Genomic DNA, 17,008 nt, shown 5'->3' with positions numbered 1-17,008 from the left:
CTTCGGATGATCCCCCTCCCCGTGCCGGGGAGGATCACGCCAGCATCGCGTCTTCCTCGGCCTCTTCCACCTCGGCGGCCTGGCGCGCCCACATCTCGGCATAGAGCCCGCCCTTCGCCAGCAATTCGCCGTGCGTGCCGCGCTCGGCCACGCGGCCGCCGTCGAGGACGACGATCTGGTCGGCATGGACGACGGTCGACAGACGGTGCGCGATGACCAGGGTGGTCCGCCCGCGCTCGATCGCCTGGAGCGTGGCGAGGATGTCCGCCTCGGTCCGGCTGTCGAGCGCACTGGTCGCTTCGTCCAGGATCAGGATCGGCGGGTTCTTCAGCAGCGTGCGCGCGATCGCCACGCGCTGCTTTTCGCCGCCCGACAGTTTCAGCCCGCGCTCGCCGACGCGGGTCGCATAGCCCTGGGGCTGGCGTTCGATGAAGTCGGCAATGGCCGCGCCCTTCGCGGCGCGCTCGACATCGTCCTGGTCGGCACCTTCGCGGCCATAGGCGATGTTATAGCCGATCGTCTCGTTGAACAGCACCGTGTCCTGCGGCACGATGCCGATCGCGGCGCGCAGGCTGGTTTGGGTGACCGCTCGAATGTCCTGCCCGTCGATGGTGATGCGGCCGCCGGTGACGTCGTAGAAGCGGTACATCAGCCGCGCGAGCGTCGACTTGCCCGCCCCCGACGGCCCGACCACCGCGACGGTGGCGCCCGCCGGAATGTCGAGGTCGATGCCCTTGAGGATCTGGCGATCGGCATCATAGCCGAACTGCACGCCCTCGAAGCGCACATGCCCCTGCTGCACCGCGAGCGGCTGCGCGTCCGCGGCGTCCTTCACCTCGGCGCCGGTATCGAGCAGGTCGAACATCGCGCCCATGTCGATCACGCCCTGGCGGATCGTGCGATAGACCCAGCCGAGCATGTCGAGCGGGCGGAACAGCTGGCTGAGCAGCGTCGACACCAGCACTACGTCACCTGGCGTGAAGCGGCCCGTCGACCAGCCGAACACCACCAGCGCCATGCCGGCGGCGAGCATCAGGTTGGTGATCACCGCCTGGCCGATATTGAGCCACGCGAGCGAATTCTCGCTGGTCACGGCGGCGTTCATGTACGCCGTCATCGCCTTGTCGTAGCGGGCACTCTCACGGGCTTCGGCGTTGAAATACTTCACCGTTTCGAAGTTGAGCAGCGAATCGACGGCGTGGGCCACGGCGCCGGTGTCGAGGTCGTTCATCTGCTCGCGCAGCTTGGAACGCCAGTCGGTCACCCAGCGGGTGAAGGCGATGTAGATCACCACCATCGCCAGCGTGCCCGCGACCAGCCACCAGCCGAAGCGCGTGCCGAAGATGCCGAGCACCATGCCGAGCTCGAGGATGGTCGGGGCGATGTTGAACAGCAGGAAATAGAGCATCGTGTCGATGCTCTTGGTGCCGCGCTCGACCACCTTGGTCACCGCGCCGGTGCGGCGGTTGAGGTGGAAGCGCAAGGACAGCTGGTGGAGATGCCGGAACACGTCCGAGGCGAGCCGGCGGGTCGCGTCCTGCCCCACCCGCTCGAACACCGCGTTGCGGAGGTTGTCGAACAGCACCGTGCCCAGCCGCGCGGCAGCATAGCCGGTAACGAGCGCCACGATCAGCCACACCGCGTCGCGCGGTCCCGAGGCCATCCGGTCGATCGCGCCCTGGAGCGCGAACGGCGCGCCATAGACCTGTACCAGCTTCGAGCAGAGCACGAGCAGCAGCGCGAGCACGATCCGCACCCGCAGCCCCGGCGCATGGCGCGGCCAGAGATAGGGCAGGAAGCGCTTCATCGTGCCGAGCATGGGCCGGTCGAGCGTGGCGGACGAGGTTTCGGGAGGCATCCGCCCTAATCTGGGACGCGCGGCCACGCGACGCAACCACGGGAACAGCCCGGAGGTCCGTCCGTTGATTGCGGCAGGAGGTCATGTGCCATGGACCAACTGCTCTACGTTCTGGCGATCATGGGCTGCAGCGACGATGCGCAGGCCTGCCGCCAGGTTCGACTGGAACCCGCCCGCTATACGTCGCAGGTCGCCTGCCAGGAAGCCATGGAGGGCGCGCTTCGTCGCGCCACCGATGTCGATTATCCCGTCGTGCAGGCCGCCTGCCAGCGGCAGAGCGCGCAGATGGTGTCGCGCGAACCGCAGCGGCCGGTGACGGGCGGCTGAGGCCTTGCTCCCTACCCTTCGTCATTCCCGCGAAGGCGGGAATCTATTGTCGCTGAAGCCGAGGTTCTTTCCCCAAACGTCCTGGCAAATGGATTCCCGCCTTCGCGGGAATGACGACTATAGGGCCGGCAGCAATCCTATTCGTGCGAGCGCCCGAAATCCGGCCGCGCATCGTCCTGCCCCTGGTCGATGATCGAGCGGCGGATCGCGCGGGTGCGGCTGAACAGCTCGAACAGTTCGTCGCCCTTGCCCCAGCGGATCGCGCGCTGGAGCGCGGTCAGGTCCTCGGTGAAGCGCTGGAGCATGTCGAGCACCGCCTCGCGGTTGTTCAGGAACACGTCGCGCCACATCGTCGGGTCGGACGCGGCGATACGGGTGAAGTCGCGGAAACCGCCGGCCGAATATTTGATCACCTCGGACTGGGTGACTTCCTCAAGGTCCGAGGCGGTGCCGACGATCGTGTAGGCAATGAGGTGCGGCAGATGGCTGGTCACCGCGAGCACCCGGTCGTGGTGCCCCGGCTCCATCAGCTCGACATTCGCGCCAAGCCGCCGCCAGAACTCGCTCACCCGCTCCACCGCCAGCGGGTCGCTGCCCTCGGGGGGCGTGACGATGCACCAGCGATGGTGGAACAGCGAGGCAAAGCCGGCGGTGGGGCCGCTATTCTCGGTGCCCGCCACCGGATGGGCGGGAATGAAGGTGGCGTTCGGCAGGGCTTCGCGCACCGCCTCGATCACGCTGAGCTTGGACGAGCCGACATCGCTGACGATCGCCTCGGCGGGCAGGTCGGCGGCGAACTCCGCCGCCACCGCGCCCATCGCACCCACCGGCACGCAGAGAATCACCAGGTCGGCATCGATCACCGAGGTGCCGGCGCTGTCCGCGACGTCGTCGCACAGCTCGATCGCCACCGCGGTCTCGCGCACGGCCGGATCGGCGTCATAGCCGGTCACCCGCACGCTCGGCATGTGCTGGCGGATGCCGCGGGCGATCGACGAGCCGATCAGCCCGAGGCCGAGGATGGTAACGCGCGCGAAAGGCAGCATCAGGCGCCGAGCAAGCGGCGCAGCGAGGCCGCCACGCCCTTGATCTCTTCCTCGGTGCCGATGGTGATGCGCAAGCCATGGGGCAGGCCCTGGCCCGGCAGCCAGCGGACGATATAGCCGTCCTCCATCAGCTGCTTGTAGGCCTGCTCGCCGGTCACCTCGCCCTCGAACAGGACGAGCTGGAAGTTCGCCTTGGACGGCACCGCGCGGACGCCCTTGTTGCCCATGCTGGCGATCTCGTCGGCGAACCACTGGCGCCACTGGGCATTGTGCGCGCGGCTGTGCGCGACGAAATCCTTGTCGCCCAGTGCGGCGATCGCGGCGCGGCCGGCGCCGATGCTGAACGCGAACGGCGCGCGGATGCGGTGCATCGCCGCGATGATGTCCGGATGCGCATAGCCCCAGCCGACCCGCTCCGAGGCGAGGCCGAAGATCTTGGAGAAGGTGCGCGTTACCAGCACGTTGGGCTGGGTGCGGGCGAGTTCGAGCCCGCCGTCATCGTCCTCCGGCTCCAGATACTCGGTATAGGCCTGGTCGAGCACCAGCAGGACGCTCTTCGGGAGTGCCGCGTGCAGGCGGGCGATCTCTTCGCGCGCCGTGTAGGTGCCGGTCGGGTTGTTGGGGTTCGCGAGGAAGACGATCCTGGTCTTGTCGGTCACGCAGGCGAGGATCGCGTCGACATCGGTCGCATAGTCGCGGTCCGGCGCCACCACCGGGGTCGCGCCGACGCGGCGGGCGGCGATGTCGTACACCGCGAAGCCGTAGCGGACATAGATGATCTCGTCGCCCACGCCGGCGAAAGCGCCGGCGGCGAGGTGCAGCACTTCGTCCGAGCCGGTGCCGTAGACGATCCGCTCGGGCTCCACCCCGTAATGCGCGCCCAGTGCCTCGCGCAGCGCGACCGCGCCGGCGTCCGGGTAACGCTCCAGCTCGGTCGCGGCGGCGGCATAGGCGTCGCGTGCGGCCTGGGGCGTGCCGAAGGGATTCTCGTTGGACGAGAGCTTGGCGGCGGGCTTGCCCGAATCGGTGGTGGCGCGGCCCGGGACATAGGGGGCGATGGCCATCACCCAGGGCTTGGGGACGGGTGCGTTCATGGCGCCGGGGATTGGCGGAATGGCGGGCGATTGGCAAGCAGCCCCTTCGTTCCTCCCCGTACCGGGGAAGAACGGGACGCTTGAACCCGGACCTTCCCCGGCCTAACCGCCGGATATGTCCGATGATCCGCGTTTCGGCCTTCGCCGCTCGGTAACGCTGCCGGGGCCGCTGCGCCTCGACGGCGGCGTGCTGTTCTCGCCCGTCGACATCGCCTACGAGACCTATGGCACGCTGAACGAGGACGCGAGCAACGCCATCCTCGTCTGCCACGCGCTGACCGGCGACCAGCATCTCGCCTCCGAACATCCCGTCACCGGCAAGCCCGGCTGGTGGGCACGCATGGTCGGCCCGGGCAAGCCGATCGATACGAACCGCTGGTTCGTCATCTGCTCGAACGTGCTCGGCAGCTGCCTCGGCTCTTCGGGTCCCGCGACGATCAATCCGGCGACCGGCCAGCCCTGGGGCATGCAGTTCCCCGTCATCACGATCCGCGACATGGTGCGCGCGCAAGCCATGCTCCTCGACCATCTCGGCATCGACCGCCTCTTCGCGGTGGTCGGCGGGTCGATGGGCGGCATGCAGGCGCTGAGCTGGGCGGCGACCTTCCCCGAGCGGGTGCGCGCCGCGGTCGTCATCGCCTCGGCCGCGCGGCACTCGGCGCAGAACATCGCCTTCCACGAAGTCGGCCGCCAGGCGATCATGGCCGACCCGAAGTGGCGCGGCGGCGCCTATTACGAGGCGCAGGATCCCCCTGCGGCGGGGCTGGCGGTGGCGCGGATGGCGGCGCACATCACCTATCTGTCCGAGGCGGGGCTCACCGCCAAGTTCGGCCGCAAGCTCCAGGGCCGCGAGACCAAGACCTTCGGATTCGACGCCGACTTCCAGGTCGAGAGCTATCTGCGCCATCAGGGGCTGGCGTTCGTCGACCGGTTCGACGCCAATTCCTACCTCTACATCACGCGCGCGCTCGATTATTTCGATCTGGCCGAGGAACATGGCGGATTGCTCGCCAACGCCTTCCGGGCGTCCAAGGCGCGCTTCTGCGTGGTGAGCTTCGATACCGACTGGCTCTATCCGACCGCGGAATCGCGCAGCATCGCCCATGCCCTCAATGCCGCGGGCGCGCCGGCCAGCTTCGTCGAGCTGAGCTCGCCCTTCGGCCACGACGCGTTCCTGCTCGAGAGCCCGGAGCTGGACCGCGTGATCGGCGGCTTCCTAGCTGCGGGAGACCGTGCATGACGCTCCGTCCCGACCTCTCGATCATCGCCGCCCATGTAAACCGTGGCGCACGCATCCTCGACGTCGGCTGCGGCGATGGATCGCTGATGGCGGCGTTGCGCGATCAGCAGGGCTGCGATGCGCGTGGGCTGGAGCTCGACCCGGTCAATGTCGCGGCGGCCGTGGGCCAGGGTCTCTCGGTGATCCAGGGCGATGCCGATACCGACCTTGCCGACTATCCCGATGACAGCTTCGACTATGCGATCCTCAGCCAGACGCTGCAGACCACGCGGCGGCCGGACTGGGTGCTCGAGCAGCTGCTGCGGATCGGCCGCCACGCCTTCGTCTCCTTCCCCAATTTCGCGCATTGGCGGGTGCGCGCCTCGCTGCTGTTCGGCGGGCGCATGCCGGTCACAAGGCTGCTGCCGATCGCCTGGTATGCGACGCCCAACATCCACCATGTCACCGTCGACGATTTCCGCGCGCTGGTGAAGGAGCGCGACATCGCGATCGAGGGCGCCTGGTTCCTCTCGGGCGACCAGCAGACGGGCTCCGGCATGGCCAATCTCCTGGCGGAACACGCCGTCTTCCTGTTGCGGCACGACCGATGACCGCCGTTACCCTGCGCGCCACCCACGCCGCGTATCGCGACGATATCGGCGACCTCGTCACCCGCCGCCCGGTGCCGGGCCCGGGGCTGGAGCAGATCGGCGCCTTCCTGTTCCTCAACCATCACGGCCCGCAGACCTACCCGCAAAACAATCGCGGCCTGCCCTTCGGCCCGCACCCCCATCGCGGCTTCGAGACGGTGACCTTCATCCTGGAGGGTTCGCTCGCCCACACCGATTCGGCGGGGCACGAAAGCATCATCCGCGCCGGCGGCGTGCAGTGGATGACCGCCGGGCGCGGCATCGTCCATGCCGAGGTTTCGCCGGCCGCGTTCAAGCGCGATGGCGGGCCGATGGAGATCCTCCAGCTCTGGGTGAACCTGCCGAGCCGGCTCAAGATGACCGCGCCGCGCTATGTCGGGTTGCAGGCGGAGGCGTTTCCGAGTCTGGCGGCAGGCGACGGCGCAACGGTGCATCTCGTCTCGGGCGCGTTCGACGGCCGGACGGGACCGATCGAGTCGCTGACCGGCGTGTTCCTGTGCTGGGCAGAGCTGGCGGCGGGCGCGACGCTGCGCTTCGACGGGCTCGCAGGCCGCGACCTGTTCCTCTACGCCGTGCGCGGGAGCGTGAAGGTCGGCGACCGCGCGCTGCCGAACTGGCACCTCGCCAACCTCTCGGCTGGCGACACGCTGACGCTCACTGCCGACGAGCCCGCGCTGGTCCTGTTCGGCCACGCCGCGCCGATCCCCGAGCCGGTGGTGGCGCACGGCCCGTTCGTGATGAACACGGTGGAGGAAATCCGCCAGGCCTATGCCGACTACCAGATGGGCAAGTTCGGCGTGGCGGAGATCGTGGCGGGCTAACCAGCCCAGGCTCCTGGCATTCCCGCGAAGGCGGGAATCCATTGCCCTCGGCGCTGGGGGAAAGAACCGCACCTTCAGCGCCAACGGATCCCCGCCTTCGCGGGGATGACGGGGGAAGGCCGCGAAAGCCTCCCCCAACTTCCAACTCAGTCCTCCCTCTCCCCGTGGGGAGAGGGAAGCCACCTCAATGAGCCGCCTGCTCGCCGCGGACGATGCCGCTCTTGCCGAGCTGGTCGTCGATCTGCGCCATCAGGCGATCGAGACCCGCCTGGTCCTTCGCCTCGGCACGGGCGACGAGCACGTCCTGGGTGTTCGACGCGCGCAGCAGCCACCAGCCGTCGGGCGTGTTGACGCGGGCGCCGTCGGTGCGATCGACCTGGGCGCCATCGGCTTCCAGCCGATCCAGCACTTCCTCGATCACCGGGAACTTGCGGCTTTCGTCGACCTGGAAGCGCATCTCCGGCGTGTTGACCATCGCCGGCATCTCGTCCTTGAGCTGGGTGAGCGACTTGCCGATCACGTGCACCGCCTGGATCAGGCGAATGGCGGCGTATTGGGCGTCGTCGAAGCCGTAATAGTCCTGCGCGAAGAAGATGTGGCCGCTCATCTCGCCCGCGAGCGGGGCGCCGGTTTCCTTCATCTTGGTCTTGATCAGGCTGTGGCCGGTCTTCCACATCACCGGCTTGCCGCCAAGCTCGGCGATCCGGTCGTAGAGCGCCTGGCTGGCCTTCACATCGGCGATGATCGTCGCACCCGGATCGATGCGCAGCACCGGCTCGGCGAGGATCGAGAGGAGCTGGTCGCCCCACACCACCCGGCCCTGGCCGTCGATCGCGCCCAGCCGATCGCCGTCACCGTCGAAAGCGAGACCGAAATCGAGGTTCTTTTCCGCGACCAGCTTCTTCAGATCGACGAGGTTCTTCTCCTCGGTAGGATCAGGGTGATGATTGGGGAAATTACCGTCCACATCGGTGAACAGCGTATGGTGCTCACCCGGCAGCAGCTTGACGAGCTTCTCGATCACCGGGCCGGCGGCGCCGTTGCCGGCGTCCCAGCCGATCTTGTACGCGCCACCCGCATAGCCCGCGATCAGGCGGCTGACATACAGGTCCTCGATGTCGGCATCGGTCACCGTCTCGGTGCCGTCGCCTTCCTCCCAGTCGCCTTCCGCCGCCATCTTGCCCAGCGTCTGGATGTCCTGGCCGAAGAACGAGCGGTGCTGGAACACCATCTTGAAGCCATTGTAGTTGCCGGGATTATGGCTGCCGGTAATCTGGATGCCGCCATCCACCTCCAGCGTTGCCTCGGCATAATATAGCATCGGCGTCGGGCCCATGCCGGTGCGCACCACGTCGCAGCCCGAAGCGGTCAGGCCCTCGATCAGCGCGGCTTCCAGCATCGGCGAGGAGATGCGGCCGTCGCGGCCCACCGCCACCCGGCGCCCGCCGGCGCGGCGCAGCAGCGTCGCGAAGCCGCGGCCGATCGCGCGGGCGTCGTCCGGACCCAGCGTCTTTCCCACGATCCCGCGGATGTCGTACTCGCGCAGCGACGTCGGATCAAAACGGTGCGTCATTCATGCCCTCCCGAAGGTAAAGATGCGGGCCTCATCTGCGACTGGACAGGAAGTTTCAAGCCGGACGAGGCGCGGAGATTGGTTGGTTTTGAGATGCAACCGGTTGCAAGCAAAATGTTACGTGTAGAGGACGACCTCAGCCGCGCAGCAACGTATCACGCGCCATATTGATCCGCCGAGTGAGCTCGGCCGAGCCGCCCCGATCGGGATGCAGCGCCGAAACGAGCCGCCGGTGCGCCGCACGGATCTCCTCCGGCCCCGCCGCCGCGTCGACGCCCAGGATCGCCCGCGCCTCGCTCTCGCCCAGGCGCGGGGCGGCGGAAGGCTTTGCCTTGGGCTGCAGCCAGCGCCACAGGATATAGAGCAGCGCCGCGGCGATCAGGACCTTCGCCATCAGGCGAACAGCGGCGCGGAAACGTCCGGCAGGGCAAGGCCGGCCATCATCTCGCGCAGTTCCTGGCGCGCGGCGACATGGCTGAGGCCCATTTCGCCGAACTCGCGCGAATCGAGCATGGTCAGCCCCTGCGGGAACAGCTCGCGATAGATCACGCGCTCCGAAAGGCCCGAGATCACCCGGAAGCCGACGCGCTTGGACAGCTGGTCGATCGCCTCGGACACGCGCTTCATGTTGCGCGCCTCGATATGCTGCATGCGGTTGCGCAGCACCACCCAGTCGATCGTCTCGCCATCCGCCTTGGCGCGGCGCTTGCGCGATTCCCAGATCATCTCGGAATAGAAGCTGGGGCTGGTCACCCGGAACGTGTCCGGATCGACCTGGCCGATCAGGTCGAAATCGACGAAGCTGTCGTTCATCGGGGTGACCAACGTGTCGGCGTTGGTCACCGAGATTCGGGCGAACTTGTCGTCGCGGCCCGGCGTGTCGATCACCAGGAAGTCGGCATGCTCGCCCAGCCGGTCGAGCGTTTCGGTGAAGAAGTCCATGCTCTCGCCGTCATGCGTCTCGTAGACCGGCATCGGCAGCTCGCGGCCGGTGCGGCGCATCGTCGCGCGGCGATTGTCCAGGTAGCGGCCCATCGTCCGCTGGCGGTGATCGAGGTCGAAACAGGCGACGCGCGCGCCCTTGAACGCCAGCGCGATCGCCGCGTGCACCGCGGTGGTCGACTTGCCCGTGCCGCCCTTTTCATTGGCAAAAACCAGCACATGCAGTCGTTTAGCGGGCTGATTCAACGCAGCTATTCCTTCACTTGATCGGGCGGCCTCCCCCCCATAGAAGGCCCCGCTTCCGTTCATATCGAAAGTGCCCAAGCGTGCAAACCGTTCGCCAGATCGACGATCTTCGCCAGGCGCTGGACGCCTTCCGCAGCGAAGGCGCCCGGCTGGCCTTCGTCCCCACCATGGGCGCGCTGCATGACGGGCATATGGCGCTGGTCGAGGCCGCCAAGCGCGCCGGCACCCGCGTGATCGTCTCGATCTTCGTGAATCCGATCCAGTTCGGACCAAATGAGGACTTGGCGAAATATCCGCGCCGCGAACAGGCCGATTCGCGGCTGCTGAGCAACGCCGGCGTCGACCTGCTGTGGATGCCGACGCCCGAGGTGATGTACCCGGCCGGCTTCGCCACCAGCGTGCGCGTCTCGGGCGTGAGCGAGCCGCTCGACGGTGCGCATCGCCCCGGCCATTTCGACGGCGTCGCCACCGTCGTGTCGAAGCTGTTCCACCAAGTGCAACCGCATGTCGCGCTGTTCGGCGAGAAGGACTGGCAGCAGCTCCAGGTGATTCGCCGCATGGTGGCGGACCTCGACATGGGGATCGAGATCCAAGGCGTGCCCACCCAGCGCGAGGATGACGGCCTCGCCCTTTCCTCCCGCAACGCCTATCTGATGCCCGAGGACCGTGCCCGTGCCGTGGCACTGCCGCGCGCGCTCGGCGCTGCCGCCAAGACGATCGGCGAGGGCGGGGACCGCGAGGCGGCACTGGCCCAGGCCCGCGACACGCTCGCCGCCGCCGGGTTCGAGGTCGATTATGTCGCGCTGGTCGATGGCGAATCGCTCGGCGATCCGATCGAGGGCAAGTCGATGCGGCTGCTCGCCGCCGCGCGGATCGGTGGCACCCGGCTGATCGACAATATTCCGGTCCTCTGAACAACTACAGTTAAGGCGCTTAACCTTTTATTCTCCGTTCCTCCCCAAATTCGGATCCGACAAAGGAGTCGAACGGGGAATGCCACCATGGCGAATAGTGAGAGAAGTGCCCGATTTCTGATCGAAAGCCGCCTGCGGGATGCCGCCCGCGGCAGTGCCGATGCCTGTTTCGATCTCGGCGTCGTCTATTCGAGCGGCGCCGAGGGCGTGTCGATCGATCTGGTCGAGGCGCACAAGTGGTTCAACATCGCGGCGATGACCGGCAGCAGCGAGGCCCAGGCCTGCCGCGCCGAGATCGCCGAGGACATGACCGCGCGCGAGATCATCGCGGCGCAGAAGGCCGCGCGCGCCTGGCTGCGCGGGATGGACAGCCGCGCCGCCTGAGGCTCATTCGGCCTTCTGGCCCCAACTGATCGAGACGCGGGTGTGGCCGCGGTGGCTGTCGACCACCACGCGCAGGCTGCGCTCGGCCTCCTCGCCGGCCTCGTAGCTGTACGGCGTGTCGCGGCGATATTTGAGGCCCGCGGCATTGGCCTGGGCGCGCGACCAGCCGAGCACCGTCTTTTCCGGTGCATCGACTTCATAGACCAGGTTGCCGCTGACGTGGCGCCCCGGCAGCCCGTCCGGCGCGGCGGTGCAGCTGAGGACCGTACCCCCGGCATAGACCGGCACGAAATCGGGCTTGTTGCTGCAATCCATCGCTGCGGCGACATTCGCCGGCACCCCCGCCGCCGCTGCCGAGGCGACGTTCTGGCCGACCGGATCGTCGGTGGTCTTTTCCCCATGCCCGCCACACGCCGCGAGCGCGAACAGCGCGGCTCCCGCCGACCAACGCCCTGCACCCCTGTTCCGCATCCTGCCCTCCACACCGTTCGTCCAGGAACAGCAACGGCGGGCCGTCGACTTTGCTCCCGAACCACGAAAGCGGCTGACGCACGCCCGGCATTGGTCTAGCGCTCGCAGGTTGCCACAAAACAAAACGGCGCATGGGGGCTATGATCGAACGGACCGGGAACCGAGCAACGCCGCTGCCGCTCCTCGGTGCGCTGTTCGCGTTGCTCTTCTGCGGCGGCTTGCTGGTGTACGGGTCGGGACGCGGCATCGATCTGACCGACGAGATCTTCTACCTGGTCTGGGCGCGTGATCCCGAGGCCTATGCGCTGCTCTACCAGCCCTTCGGCTATCTGCTCCATCCGCTCTACGCGCTGCTCGGCGGCGACGTGCAGCGCTACCGGCTGGTCGGCTTCGCGGTCACCGCTGTCGCCGGGGCGCTGCTCGGCGCTTCGATAGCGGCGACACCGCGGGAGCGTCTGCTTACGGCGATTTTCGGGGCGGCCGCCGCACTCGTCATCTATTTCCCCTGGATCGTCACGCCCAGCTACAACTCCACCGCCAATATCGGCGCGATGCTGGTGCTGGGCGGAGTTGCAACACGGTGGCGAACGGACCGGCCGGCAGCGGTGGGCGCAGCGCTCGGCATGCTCACGGTCGGGCTCTGCGCTGCCGCCTTCGCAAAGCCGCCGCTGTTCGCGCTGGCCTGTGTGCTGCTGATCGTCCTAGCCGGAGTCTCACTCCGACAGCATCGAAAGCGGAGCGGCGACCTGCTCGTCGCGCTGATCCTGGCCCCGCTGCTGATCAACGGCTTCCTGCCCCTTCGGCAGATCCCCGCCCTGCTCGCACGGATTTCGGCCAGCCAGCACATCCTCGCGCTGCCCAACACGCCGACCCACCTGCCGATCAAGGTGCTGGGCGACTGGGCAGCGGTGCCGCCGCTGCTCAGCGGCGCGGCGCTGGCGCTGCTGGCCGCGCTGGCGCTGTCGCGGACGCGCTGGTCGGCCTGGGCGGGCCAAGCGGGCATCGCGCTGGCGCTGCTCTACCTGGCCCTGACCATACCCGACGCGCTGGACGGCAGCATTCCCGAATTTCCCGGCCTCGCGCTGGTGCTGATAGCCGCCGGCTATGCGGTGCTGGTGGCGCGGCGGGGCCTGCTGCCGATCGCGCTGCTGCTCTTCGCCCCCTTCGCGGTGGCGCTGGGCACGTTCAACAACCAATGGGCGCAGCTCGATTTCAGCATGGTGTTCCCGCTGCTCGCGCTGTTCCGGCTGGCGAGCGAGGACCCGGTTCGCTGGCGGTCGGGCGTCGCTTATGCGCTCAGCATCGTCGCCGCGCCGCTGCTGCTGCTCGCCGCGGCACAGTCGCCCTACAGCCTGCCCGATACGCTGTTCGCGCAGCAGATCCCGGTGACGCATCCGATCACCGGCAGTCGGCTGCTGGTCGATGCCGAGACCGCCGACTTCCTCAACGGCGCGCACGGCCAGGCGCAGGGCGCGCTGCTGGTCGATCTGTCGGGAACCGGGCCGGGCGTCGCCGCCGCATTGGGGGCGAAGGCACCGGTGCTGCTCTGGCTCAATCCGGCAACCGCGACCTGGCCCGATGTCGTGTGGGATCGCCTGAGCGCGGCGGAACGGGCGCGGGCCTGGTTCGTGGTGCCGGTGCTGCCGCTGTTCGCGCCGTCGGGCCCGGCACGCTGGCTGGCCGCGCATCGCGGCGCCTATTGCGCGACCAAATTGCCGCAGATGATGTTCTGGTGGGAGGAGCGGGCGCTCGAAGTCTTGCGGCCTTGCGCCGCGCCCGCAGGCGCAGGCCGCTGAGATCGGCCGATCAGAACGGCACGTCGTCGTCCAGATCGTCCGGGAAGCCGCCGCCGAAGCCGCCGCCGCTCGCCGCACCGCCGCTGCGCTGGCCGCCGCTGTTGAAATTGTTGCCGCCGCCACGTGCCGCCGGCGCACCGCCGCCGAAGCCGCCGCCACCGCCGCCGAACGACTCGTCCGCGCCCCAATCGTCACCGCCGCTGCTCCGGCCGCCGCCCATGCCGCCGCCCTGGCCGCCGCCGGGACCATCGATCAGCACCATCTGCGCGTTGAAGCCCTGGAGCACGATCTCGGTCGAATAGCGGTCGGCGCCGCTCTGGTCCTGCCACTTGCGGGTCTGCAGCTGGCCCTCGAGATAGACCTTGCTGCCCTTGCGCAGATAGCGCTCGGCGACATTGGCGAGACCTTCGGAGAAGATCTTCACCGTGTGCCACTCGGTCTTTTCCTTGCGCTCGCCGCTGTTGCGATCCTTCCAGCTCTCCGAGGTGGCGATGCGCAGTTCGACCACCTTGCCGCCGTTCTGGAATGCGCGGGATTCGGGGTCGCGCCCCAGATTCCCGACGAGGATCACCTTGTTGACGCTGCCCGCCATGCTGTAAAAACTCCGATATACGATGGTGCGCCCGCATGCAGGGGGCGCGAATGGAATCCCGATGGGCGAGATCATTAACCTGAACAAAGCGCGAAAAGCGAGAGCCAAAGCGTCGGCCGCTGCCGAGGCCGAGGCCAATCGCGCCCGCTTCGGCCGCACCAAGGCGGAAAAGGCGCGCGATGCGGCCGAGGCCGAGCGCAAGGTCCGCGCGCTCGATCAGGCGAAGCGCGAGCCCCCGGAGGACTGAGGCCGGACCGGCCCTTCGGAGACGAACGTAACGCCTCCACCTCCCGTCCGTCATCCCCGCGAAAGCGGGGATCCATTGGCGCTGAAGCAGCAGTTCCAGCCTCCAGCGTCCTGGCAAATGGATCCCCGCCTTCGCGGGAATGACGACGGATTTTCCAAGGCGGCCGTATCCGCCCACGGACGCGACCGCGTACGGATCGATTGGCCGCATTCCCGCTGTCAAAGCGGAACGCATCGTGTACAACGTGCCCTGTACGATGCAGCCGCCGCTCCCCTACCCCGCCCTGCACGCCAGCCATTCCGGCGTGTGGATCGCCACGGCCGAGGGCACGCGCGGGCTGAGCCGAGGGGAGGCGATCCGGATTGCCGCCGACACGCCGGTGCTGCTGCTCAACGCGCCGCTGGTCGGGCAGCGGCTCGGCCATCCCGAGCTGAACGGGCTCGACCTGCTCGAGCTGTTCGCCTTCCTGCGCCCCGCCCGCTTCATGGTGCCGACCCCCAAGGGCCTCGCGCGCGCCTGCGGGCTGGAGCCGCCCGAGGACGACGCGCATGTCGCCGCCTTCCTGCGCGATGCCGCGGCGGCGCTGCTCGCCATCCCCGAGGGCAACTGGCCCGAGCGCGAAGGCGCCTGGCATGGGCTGCAATCGCTGGGGCGCCTGCGCTGGCCCTGGTCGGCGGTGCTCGGCCAGCGCATCGCCAAGCCCGAGCGGGCCGAACGCTGGCTGTTCTCCAAGCTTCCCGAATGGGAGGAAAGCGCCCCCCGCCCCGCGCCCCGCACGATCACGCTGAATGCTGCCGACGTGGCAGAGCGCCTCGCCCGGCTGACCGGCGCCACCGCCGAGCGTCGCCAGGGCCAGCGCGACTATGCCGATGCCGCCGCGCAGGCATTCGCCCCGCGCAGCGTGCCGGACACGCCCAACATGGTGCTGGCCGAGGCGGGCACCGGCATCGGCAAGACGCTCGGCTATCTCGCCCCCGCCTCGCTCTGGGCGGAACAGTCGGGCGGGCCGGTCTGGGTCTCCACCTTCACCAAGGCGCTGCAACGCCAGCTCGGCAACGAAGGCGAGCGGCTGTTCCCCGATCCCGTCCAGCGCCGCGCCCGCATCGTCACCCGCAAGGGCCGCGAGAATTATGTCTGCCTGCTCAACCTGGAGGACGCGCTGCAGGGCGGGTTCGCCGGGCGCGCGGCGATCCTCGCCCAGCTGGTCGCACGCTGGGCAGCGTTTACGGCGGACGGCGACATGATCGGCGGCGACCTGCCCGGCTGGCTGCCGACGCTGTTCCGCCGCAACGGCTCGACCGCGCTCACCGATCGCCGCGGCGAGTGCATCTATGCCGGCTGCCCGCATTATCGGAAATGCTTCATCGAGCGCGCCGCCCGGGCCAGCGCCGATGCCGATATCGTCATCGCCAACCATGCGCTGGTGATGGTCAACGCAGCCCGAGGCCGCGAGAACCAGACCCGCCCCACCCGCTATGTGTTCGACGAGGGCCACCACCTGTTCGATGCCGCCGACGCGATGTTCTCGGTCGCGCTGACGGGGCAGGAATCGATCGAGCTGCGCCGCTGGCTGACCGGCCCCGAGTCGGGATCGCGCGGGCGCCGCCGGGGCCTTGCTGCGCGGCTATCGGACGTCGCCAGCTATGACGATGCCGGTGGCCGCGCGATTGCCGAAGCGGTAGACGCCGCCCGCGCGCTGCCCAGCGACGGCTGGCTCCAGCGGCTGAACGAGGGCGAACCTTTCGGTCCGATCGAGGCGCTGCTCGCCGCCGTGCGCGGGCTGGTCTATGCCCGCGATACCAATGGCGCTGCGGACGCGGGCTATGGCCTGGAAACCGAACTCACCGAGCCCGATGCCGCGCTGGTCGAAGCCGCGGGCAATGCCACCGCCGCGCTCGACGCGCTGCTCCGCCCGATGGTGGTGCTCGGTCGCCGGCTGGAGGCGGTGCTCGCCGAGGCGCCCGACTGGATGGACGGCCCGGCCCGCGCCCGCATCGAGGGCGCGATCGCCTCGCTCGGCTGGCGGGTGGACACGGTCGGCGCCTGGCTGGCGCTGATCGCCCGGATCGGCGGCCCGGCCGATCCCGAGTTCGTCGACTGGCTGGCCGTCGACCGCGTCGAGGGTCGCGAATTCGATATCGGCCTCCACCGCCACTGGCTCGATCCCGCCAAGCCGCTCGCCAAGGCGGTGCTCGAGCCGGCGCATGGCGTGCTCGTCACCTCGGCCACGCTGCGTGCCGGCGGCGACTGGGACGTGGCCGAGGCGCGCTCGGGCAGCACACATCTGCTCCGCCCGGCCCACCGCTTCGAAGCGAAAAGCCCGTTCGACTATCCCAACCAGGCCGAGGTGCTGATCGTCACCGACGTCAAGCGCGGCGACCTGCCCGCGCTCGCCAATGCCTATGCGCGGCTGATCGTCGCGGCGGGCGGCGGCACGCTCGGCCTGTTCACCGCGATCCGCCGTCTGCGCGGCGTCCACGGCCGTATCGCCGACCGGCTGGCACGCGAAGGCCTGCCGCTCCACGCCCAGCACGTCGACCCGATCGATACGGGCACGTTGGTCGACATCTTCCGCGACGATCCCGCCGCCTCGCTGCTCGGCACCGACGCGCTGCGCGACGGCGTCGACGTGCCCGGATCGTCGCTGCGCCTCGTCGTGATGGAGGGCGTGCCCTGGCCCAAGCCGAGCGTGCTCCACGCCGCGCGACGGCTGGCGGGGGGCGGTTCGGCCTATGACGACCGTATCGTCCGCGCGCGGCTCGCCCAGGCGTTCGGCCGTCTCATCCGCCGCGCCGACGATTCGGGGGCGGTCGTAATGCTGTCGGCCG

At 68.8% G+C, this 17,008-nt stretch carries 17 protein-coding genes; 9 read left to right on the top strand and 8 right to left on the bottom strand.

Annotation, left to right across the window (positions count from 1 at the left end):
• Positions 1 to 34 precede the first annotated feature (34 nt).
• Positions 35 to 1,858: an ABC transporter ATP-binding protein/permease gene (locus QZ814_RS13225; protein WP_294332930.1), complete on the bottom strand. Its 1,824-nt coding sequence runs from the start codon at positions 1,856 to 1,858 to the stop codon at positions 35 to 37.
• A 90-nt stretch (positions 1,859 to 1,948) separates the two neighbouring features.
• On the opposite strand from QZ814_RS13225, the gene QZ814_RS13220 reads away from it, so the two are divergent.
• Positions 1,949 to 2,185 (top strand): hypothetical protein, encoded by a 237-nt coding sequence (locus QZ814_RS13220; protein WP_294332927.1) that lies wholly within the window; start codon positions 1,949 to 1,951, stop codon positions 2,183 to 2,185.
• A 137-nt stretch (positions 2,186 to 2,322) separates the two neighbouring features.
• Here QZ814_RS13220 and QZ814_RS13215 read toward each other — a convergent pair whose 3' ends face one another.
• Together QZ814_RS13215 and hisC are read right to left on the bottom strand one after the other, a co-directional pair.
• Positions 2,323 to 3,231, bottom strand: coding sequence for a prephenate/arogenate dehydrogenase family protein (locus QZ814_RS13215; protein WP_294332925.1), 909 nt, complete (start codon positions 3,229 to 3,231; stop codon positions 2,323 to 2,325).
• Entirely contained in the window at positions 3,231 to 4,325 is a 1,095-nt protein-coding gene (gene hisC / locus QZ814_RS13210) for a histidinol-phosphate transaminase (protein WP_294332922.1), read from the bottom strand. Before hisC ends, QZ814_RS13215 begins: the two co-directional genes overlap by 1 nt.
• Before the next feature lie 115 nt (positions 4,326 to 4,440).
• Here hisC and QZ814_RS13205 point away from each other — a divergent pair, with 115 nt between their 5' ends.
• Genes QZ814_RS13205 through QZ814_RS13195 form a run of 3 tightly spaced genes read left to right on the top strand, consistent with a single transcriptional unit; the run spans position 4,441 to position 7,015 of the window.
• Positions 4,441 to 5,565, top strand: coding sequence for a homoserine O-acetyltransferase (locus QZ814_RS13205; protein ID WP_294332920.1), 1,125 nt, complete (start codon positions 4,441 to 4,443; stop codon positions 5,563 to 5,565).
• Entirely contained in the window at positions 5,562 to 6,155 is a 594-nt protein-coding gene (gene metW, locus QZ814_RS13200) for a methionine biosynthesis protein MetW (RefSeq protein ID WP_294332918.1), read from the top strand. The genes QZ814_RS13205 and metW overlap by 4 nt, the downstream gene beginning before the upstream one ends.
• Positions 6,152 to 7,015, top strand: a complete 864-nt coding sequence (locus tag QZ814_RS13195) for a pirin family protein (protein WP_294332916.1) — start codon at positions 6,152 to 6,154, stop codon at positions 7,013 to 7,015. The genes metW and QZ814_RS13195 overlap by 4 nt, the downstream gene beginning before the upstream one ends.
• A 184-nt stretch (positions 7,016 to 7,199) precedes the next feature.
• Here QZ814_RS13195 and pgmG read toward each other — a convergent pair whose 3' ends face one another.
• From pgmG to QZ814_RS13180, 3 genes are all read right to left on the bottom strand, one after another.
• Positions 7,200 to 8,588, bottom strand: a complete 1,389-nt coding sequence (gene pgmG / locus QZ814_RS13190) for a phosphoglucomutase/phosphomannomutase PgmG (RefSeq protein ID WP_294332914.1) — start codon at positions 8,586 to 8,588, stop codon at positions 7,200 to 7,202.
• Between the two features lie 136 nt (positions 8,589 to 8,724).
• Complete coding sequence (locus tag QZ814_RS13185; RefSeq protein WP_294332911.1) at positions 8,725 to 8,982, bottom strand: DnaJ domain-containing protein; 258 nt, start codon at positions 8,980 to 8,982, stop codon at positions 8,725 to 8,727.
• A complete protein-coding gene (locus QZ814_RS13180) occupies positions 8,982 to 9,776 on the bottom strand; it encodes a division plane positioning ATPase MipZ (protein ID WP_294332909.1) in 795 nt (264 codons plus the stop codon). Before QZ814_RS13180 ends, QZ814_RS13185 begins: the two co-directional genes overlap by 1 nt.
• Before the next feature lie 80 nt (positions 9,777 to 9,856).
• Here QZ814_RS13180 and panC point away from each other — a divergent pair, with 80 nt between their 5' ends.
• Positions 9,857 to 10,690: a pantoate--beta-alanine ligase gene (panC, locus tag QZ814_RS13175; RefSeq protein WP_294332907.1), complete on the top strand. Its 834-nt coding sequence runs from the start codon at positions 9,857 to 9,859 to the stop codon at positions 10,688 to 10,690.
• 87 nt (positions 10,691 to 10,777) lie between these two features.
• Positions 10,778 to 11,074 carry a hypothetical protein gene (locus QZ814_RS13170; protein ID WP_294332905.1) on the top strand — a complete coding sequence of 99 codons (297 nt, stop codon included), beginning with the start codon at positions 10,778 to 10,780 and terminating at the stop codon, positions 11,072 to 11,074.
• 3 nt (positions 11,075 to 11,077) lie between these two features.
• Here the strand turns inward: QZ814_RS13170 and QZ814_RS13165 are convergent, their stop codons facing one another.
• Entirely contained in the window at positions 11,078 to 11,545 is a 468-nt protein-coding gene (locus QZ814_RS13165) for a hypothetical protein (RefSeq protein ID WP_294332903.1), read from the bottom strand.
• Between the two features lie 140 nt (positions 11,546 to 11,685).
• Between QZ814_RS13165 and QZ814_RS13160 the strand changes: the two genes are divergently transcribed.
• Positions 11,686 to 13,341: a hypothetical protein gene (locus QZ814_RS13160; protein ID WP_294332901.1), complete on the top strand. Its 1,656-nt coding sequence runs from the start codon at positions 11,686 to 11,688 to the stop codon at positions 13,339 to 13,341.
• 10 nt (positions 13,342 to 13,351) lie between these two features.
• On the opposite strand, the gene ssb is transcribed toward QZ814_RS13160, so the two are convergent.
• A complete protein-coding gene (ssb, locus tag QZ814_RS13155) occupies positions 13,352 to 13,933 on the bottom strand; it encodes a single-stranded DNA-binding protein (protein WP_294332899.1) in 582 nt (193 codons plus the stop codon).
• Positions 13,934 to 13,994: 61 nt separating this feature from the next.
• Between ssb and QZ814_RS13150 the strand changes: the two genes are divergently transcribed.
• Complete coding sequence (locus QZ814_RS13150; RefSeq protein ID WP_294332897.1) at positions 13,995 to 14,180, top strand: DUF4169 family protein; 186 nt, start codon at positions 13,995 to 13,997, stop codon at positions 14,178 to 14,180.
• A 256-nt stretch (positions 14,181 to 14,436) separates the two neighbouring features.
• Positions 14,437 to 17,008, top strand: a 2,572-nt coding sequence (locus tag QZ814_RS13145) for an ATP-dependent DNA helicase (protein ID WP_294332895.1), incomplete at its 3' end; no start/stop codon positions are given.

It is taken from the genome of uncultured Sphingomonas sp. (assembly GCF_913777625.1).
Lineage (GTDB): Bacteria > Pseudomonadota > Alphaproteobacteria > Sphingomonadales > Sphingomonadaceae > Sphingomonas.
The sequence above is the reverse complement of the archived record's forward strand: the minus strand, read 5'-3'. Positions and strand labels throughout refer to the sequence as shown.

Bases quoted from the DNA above. Each gene is read 5' to 3' on its own strand.
- QZ814_RS13185 (WP_294332911.1), bottom strand. From the start codon at position 8,982: ATGGCGAAGGTCCTGATCGCCGCGGCGCTGCTCTATATCCTGTGGCGC.
- QZ814_RS13225 (WP_294332930.1), bottom strand. From the start codon at position 1,858: ATGCCTCCCGAAACCTCGTCCGCCACGCTCGACCGGCCCATGCTCGGC.
- QZ814_RS13170 (WP_294332905.1), top strand. From the start codon at position 10,778: ATGGCGAATAGTGAGAGAAGTGCCCGATTTCTGATCGAAAGCCGCCTG.
- hisC (WP_294332922.1), bottom strand. From the start codon at position 4,325: ATGAACGCACCCGTCCCCAAGCCCTGGGTGATGGCCATCGCCCCCTAT.
- pgmG (WP_294332914.1), bottom strand. From the start codon at position 8,588: ATGACGCACCGTTTTGATCCGACGTCGCTGCGCGAGTACGACATCCGC.
- QZ814_RS13160 (WP_294332901.1), top strand. From the start codon at position 11,686: ATGATCGAACGGACCGGGAACCGAGCAACGCCGCTGCCGCTCCTCGGT.
- metW (WP_294332918.1), top strand. From the start codon at position 5,562: ATGACGCTCCGTCCCGACCTCTCGATCATCGCCGCCCATGTAAACCGT.
- QZ814_RS13150 (WP_294332897.1), top strand. From the start codon at position 13,995: ATGGGCGAGATCATTAACCTGAACAAAGCGCGAAAAGCGAGAGCCAAA.
- QZ814_RS13165 (WP_294332903.1), bottom strand. From the start codon at position 11,545: ATGCGGAACAGGGGTGCAGGGCGTTGGTCGGCGGGAGCCGCGCTGTTC.
- QZ814_RS13195 (WP_294332916.1), top strand. From the start codon at position 6,152: ATGACCGCCGTTACCCTGCGCGCCACCCACGCCGCGTATCGCGACGAT.
- QZ814_RS13205 (WP_294332920.1), top strand. From the start codon at position 4,441: ATGTCCGATGATCCGCGTTTCGGCCTTCGCCGCTCGGTAACGCTGCCG.
- QZ814_RS13215 (WP_294332925.1), bottom strand. From the start codon at position 3,231: ATGCTGCCTTTCGCGCGCGTTACCATCCTCGGCCTCGGGCTGATCGGC.
- ssb (WP_294332899.1), bottom strand. From the start codon at position 13,933: ATGGCGGGCAGCGTCAACAAGGTGATCCTCGTCGGGAATCTGGGGCGC.
- QZ814_RS13220 (WP_294332927.1), top strand. From the start codon at position 1,949: ATGGACCAACTGCTCTACGTTCTGGCGATCATGGGCTGCAGCGACGAT.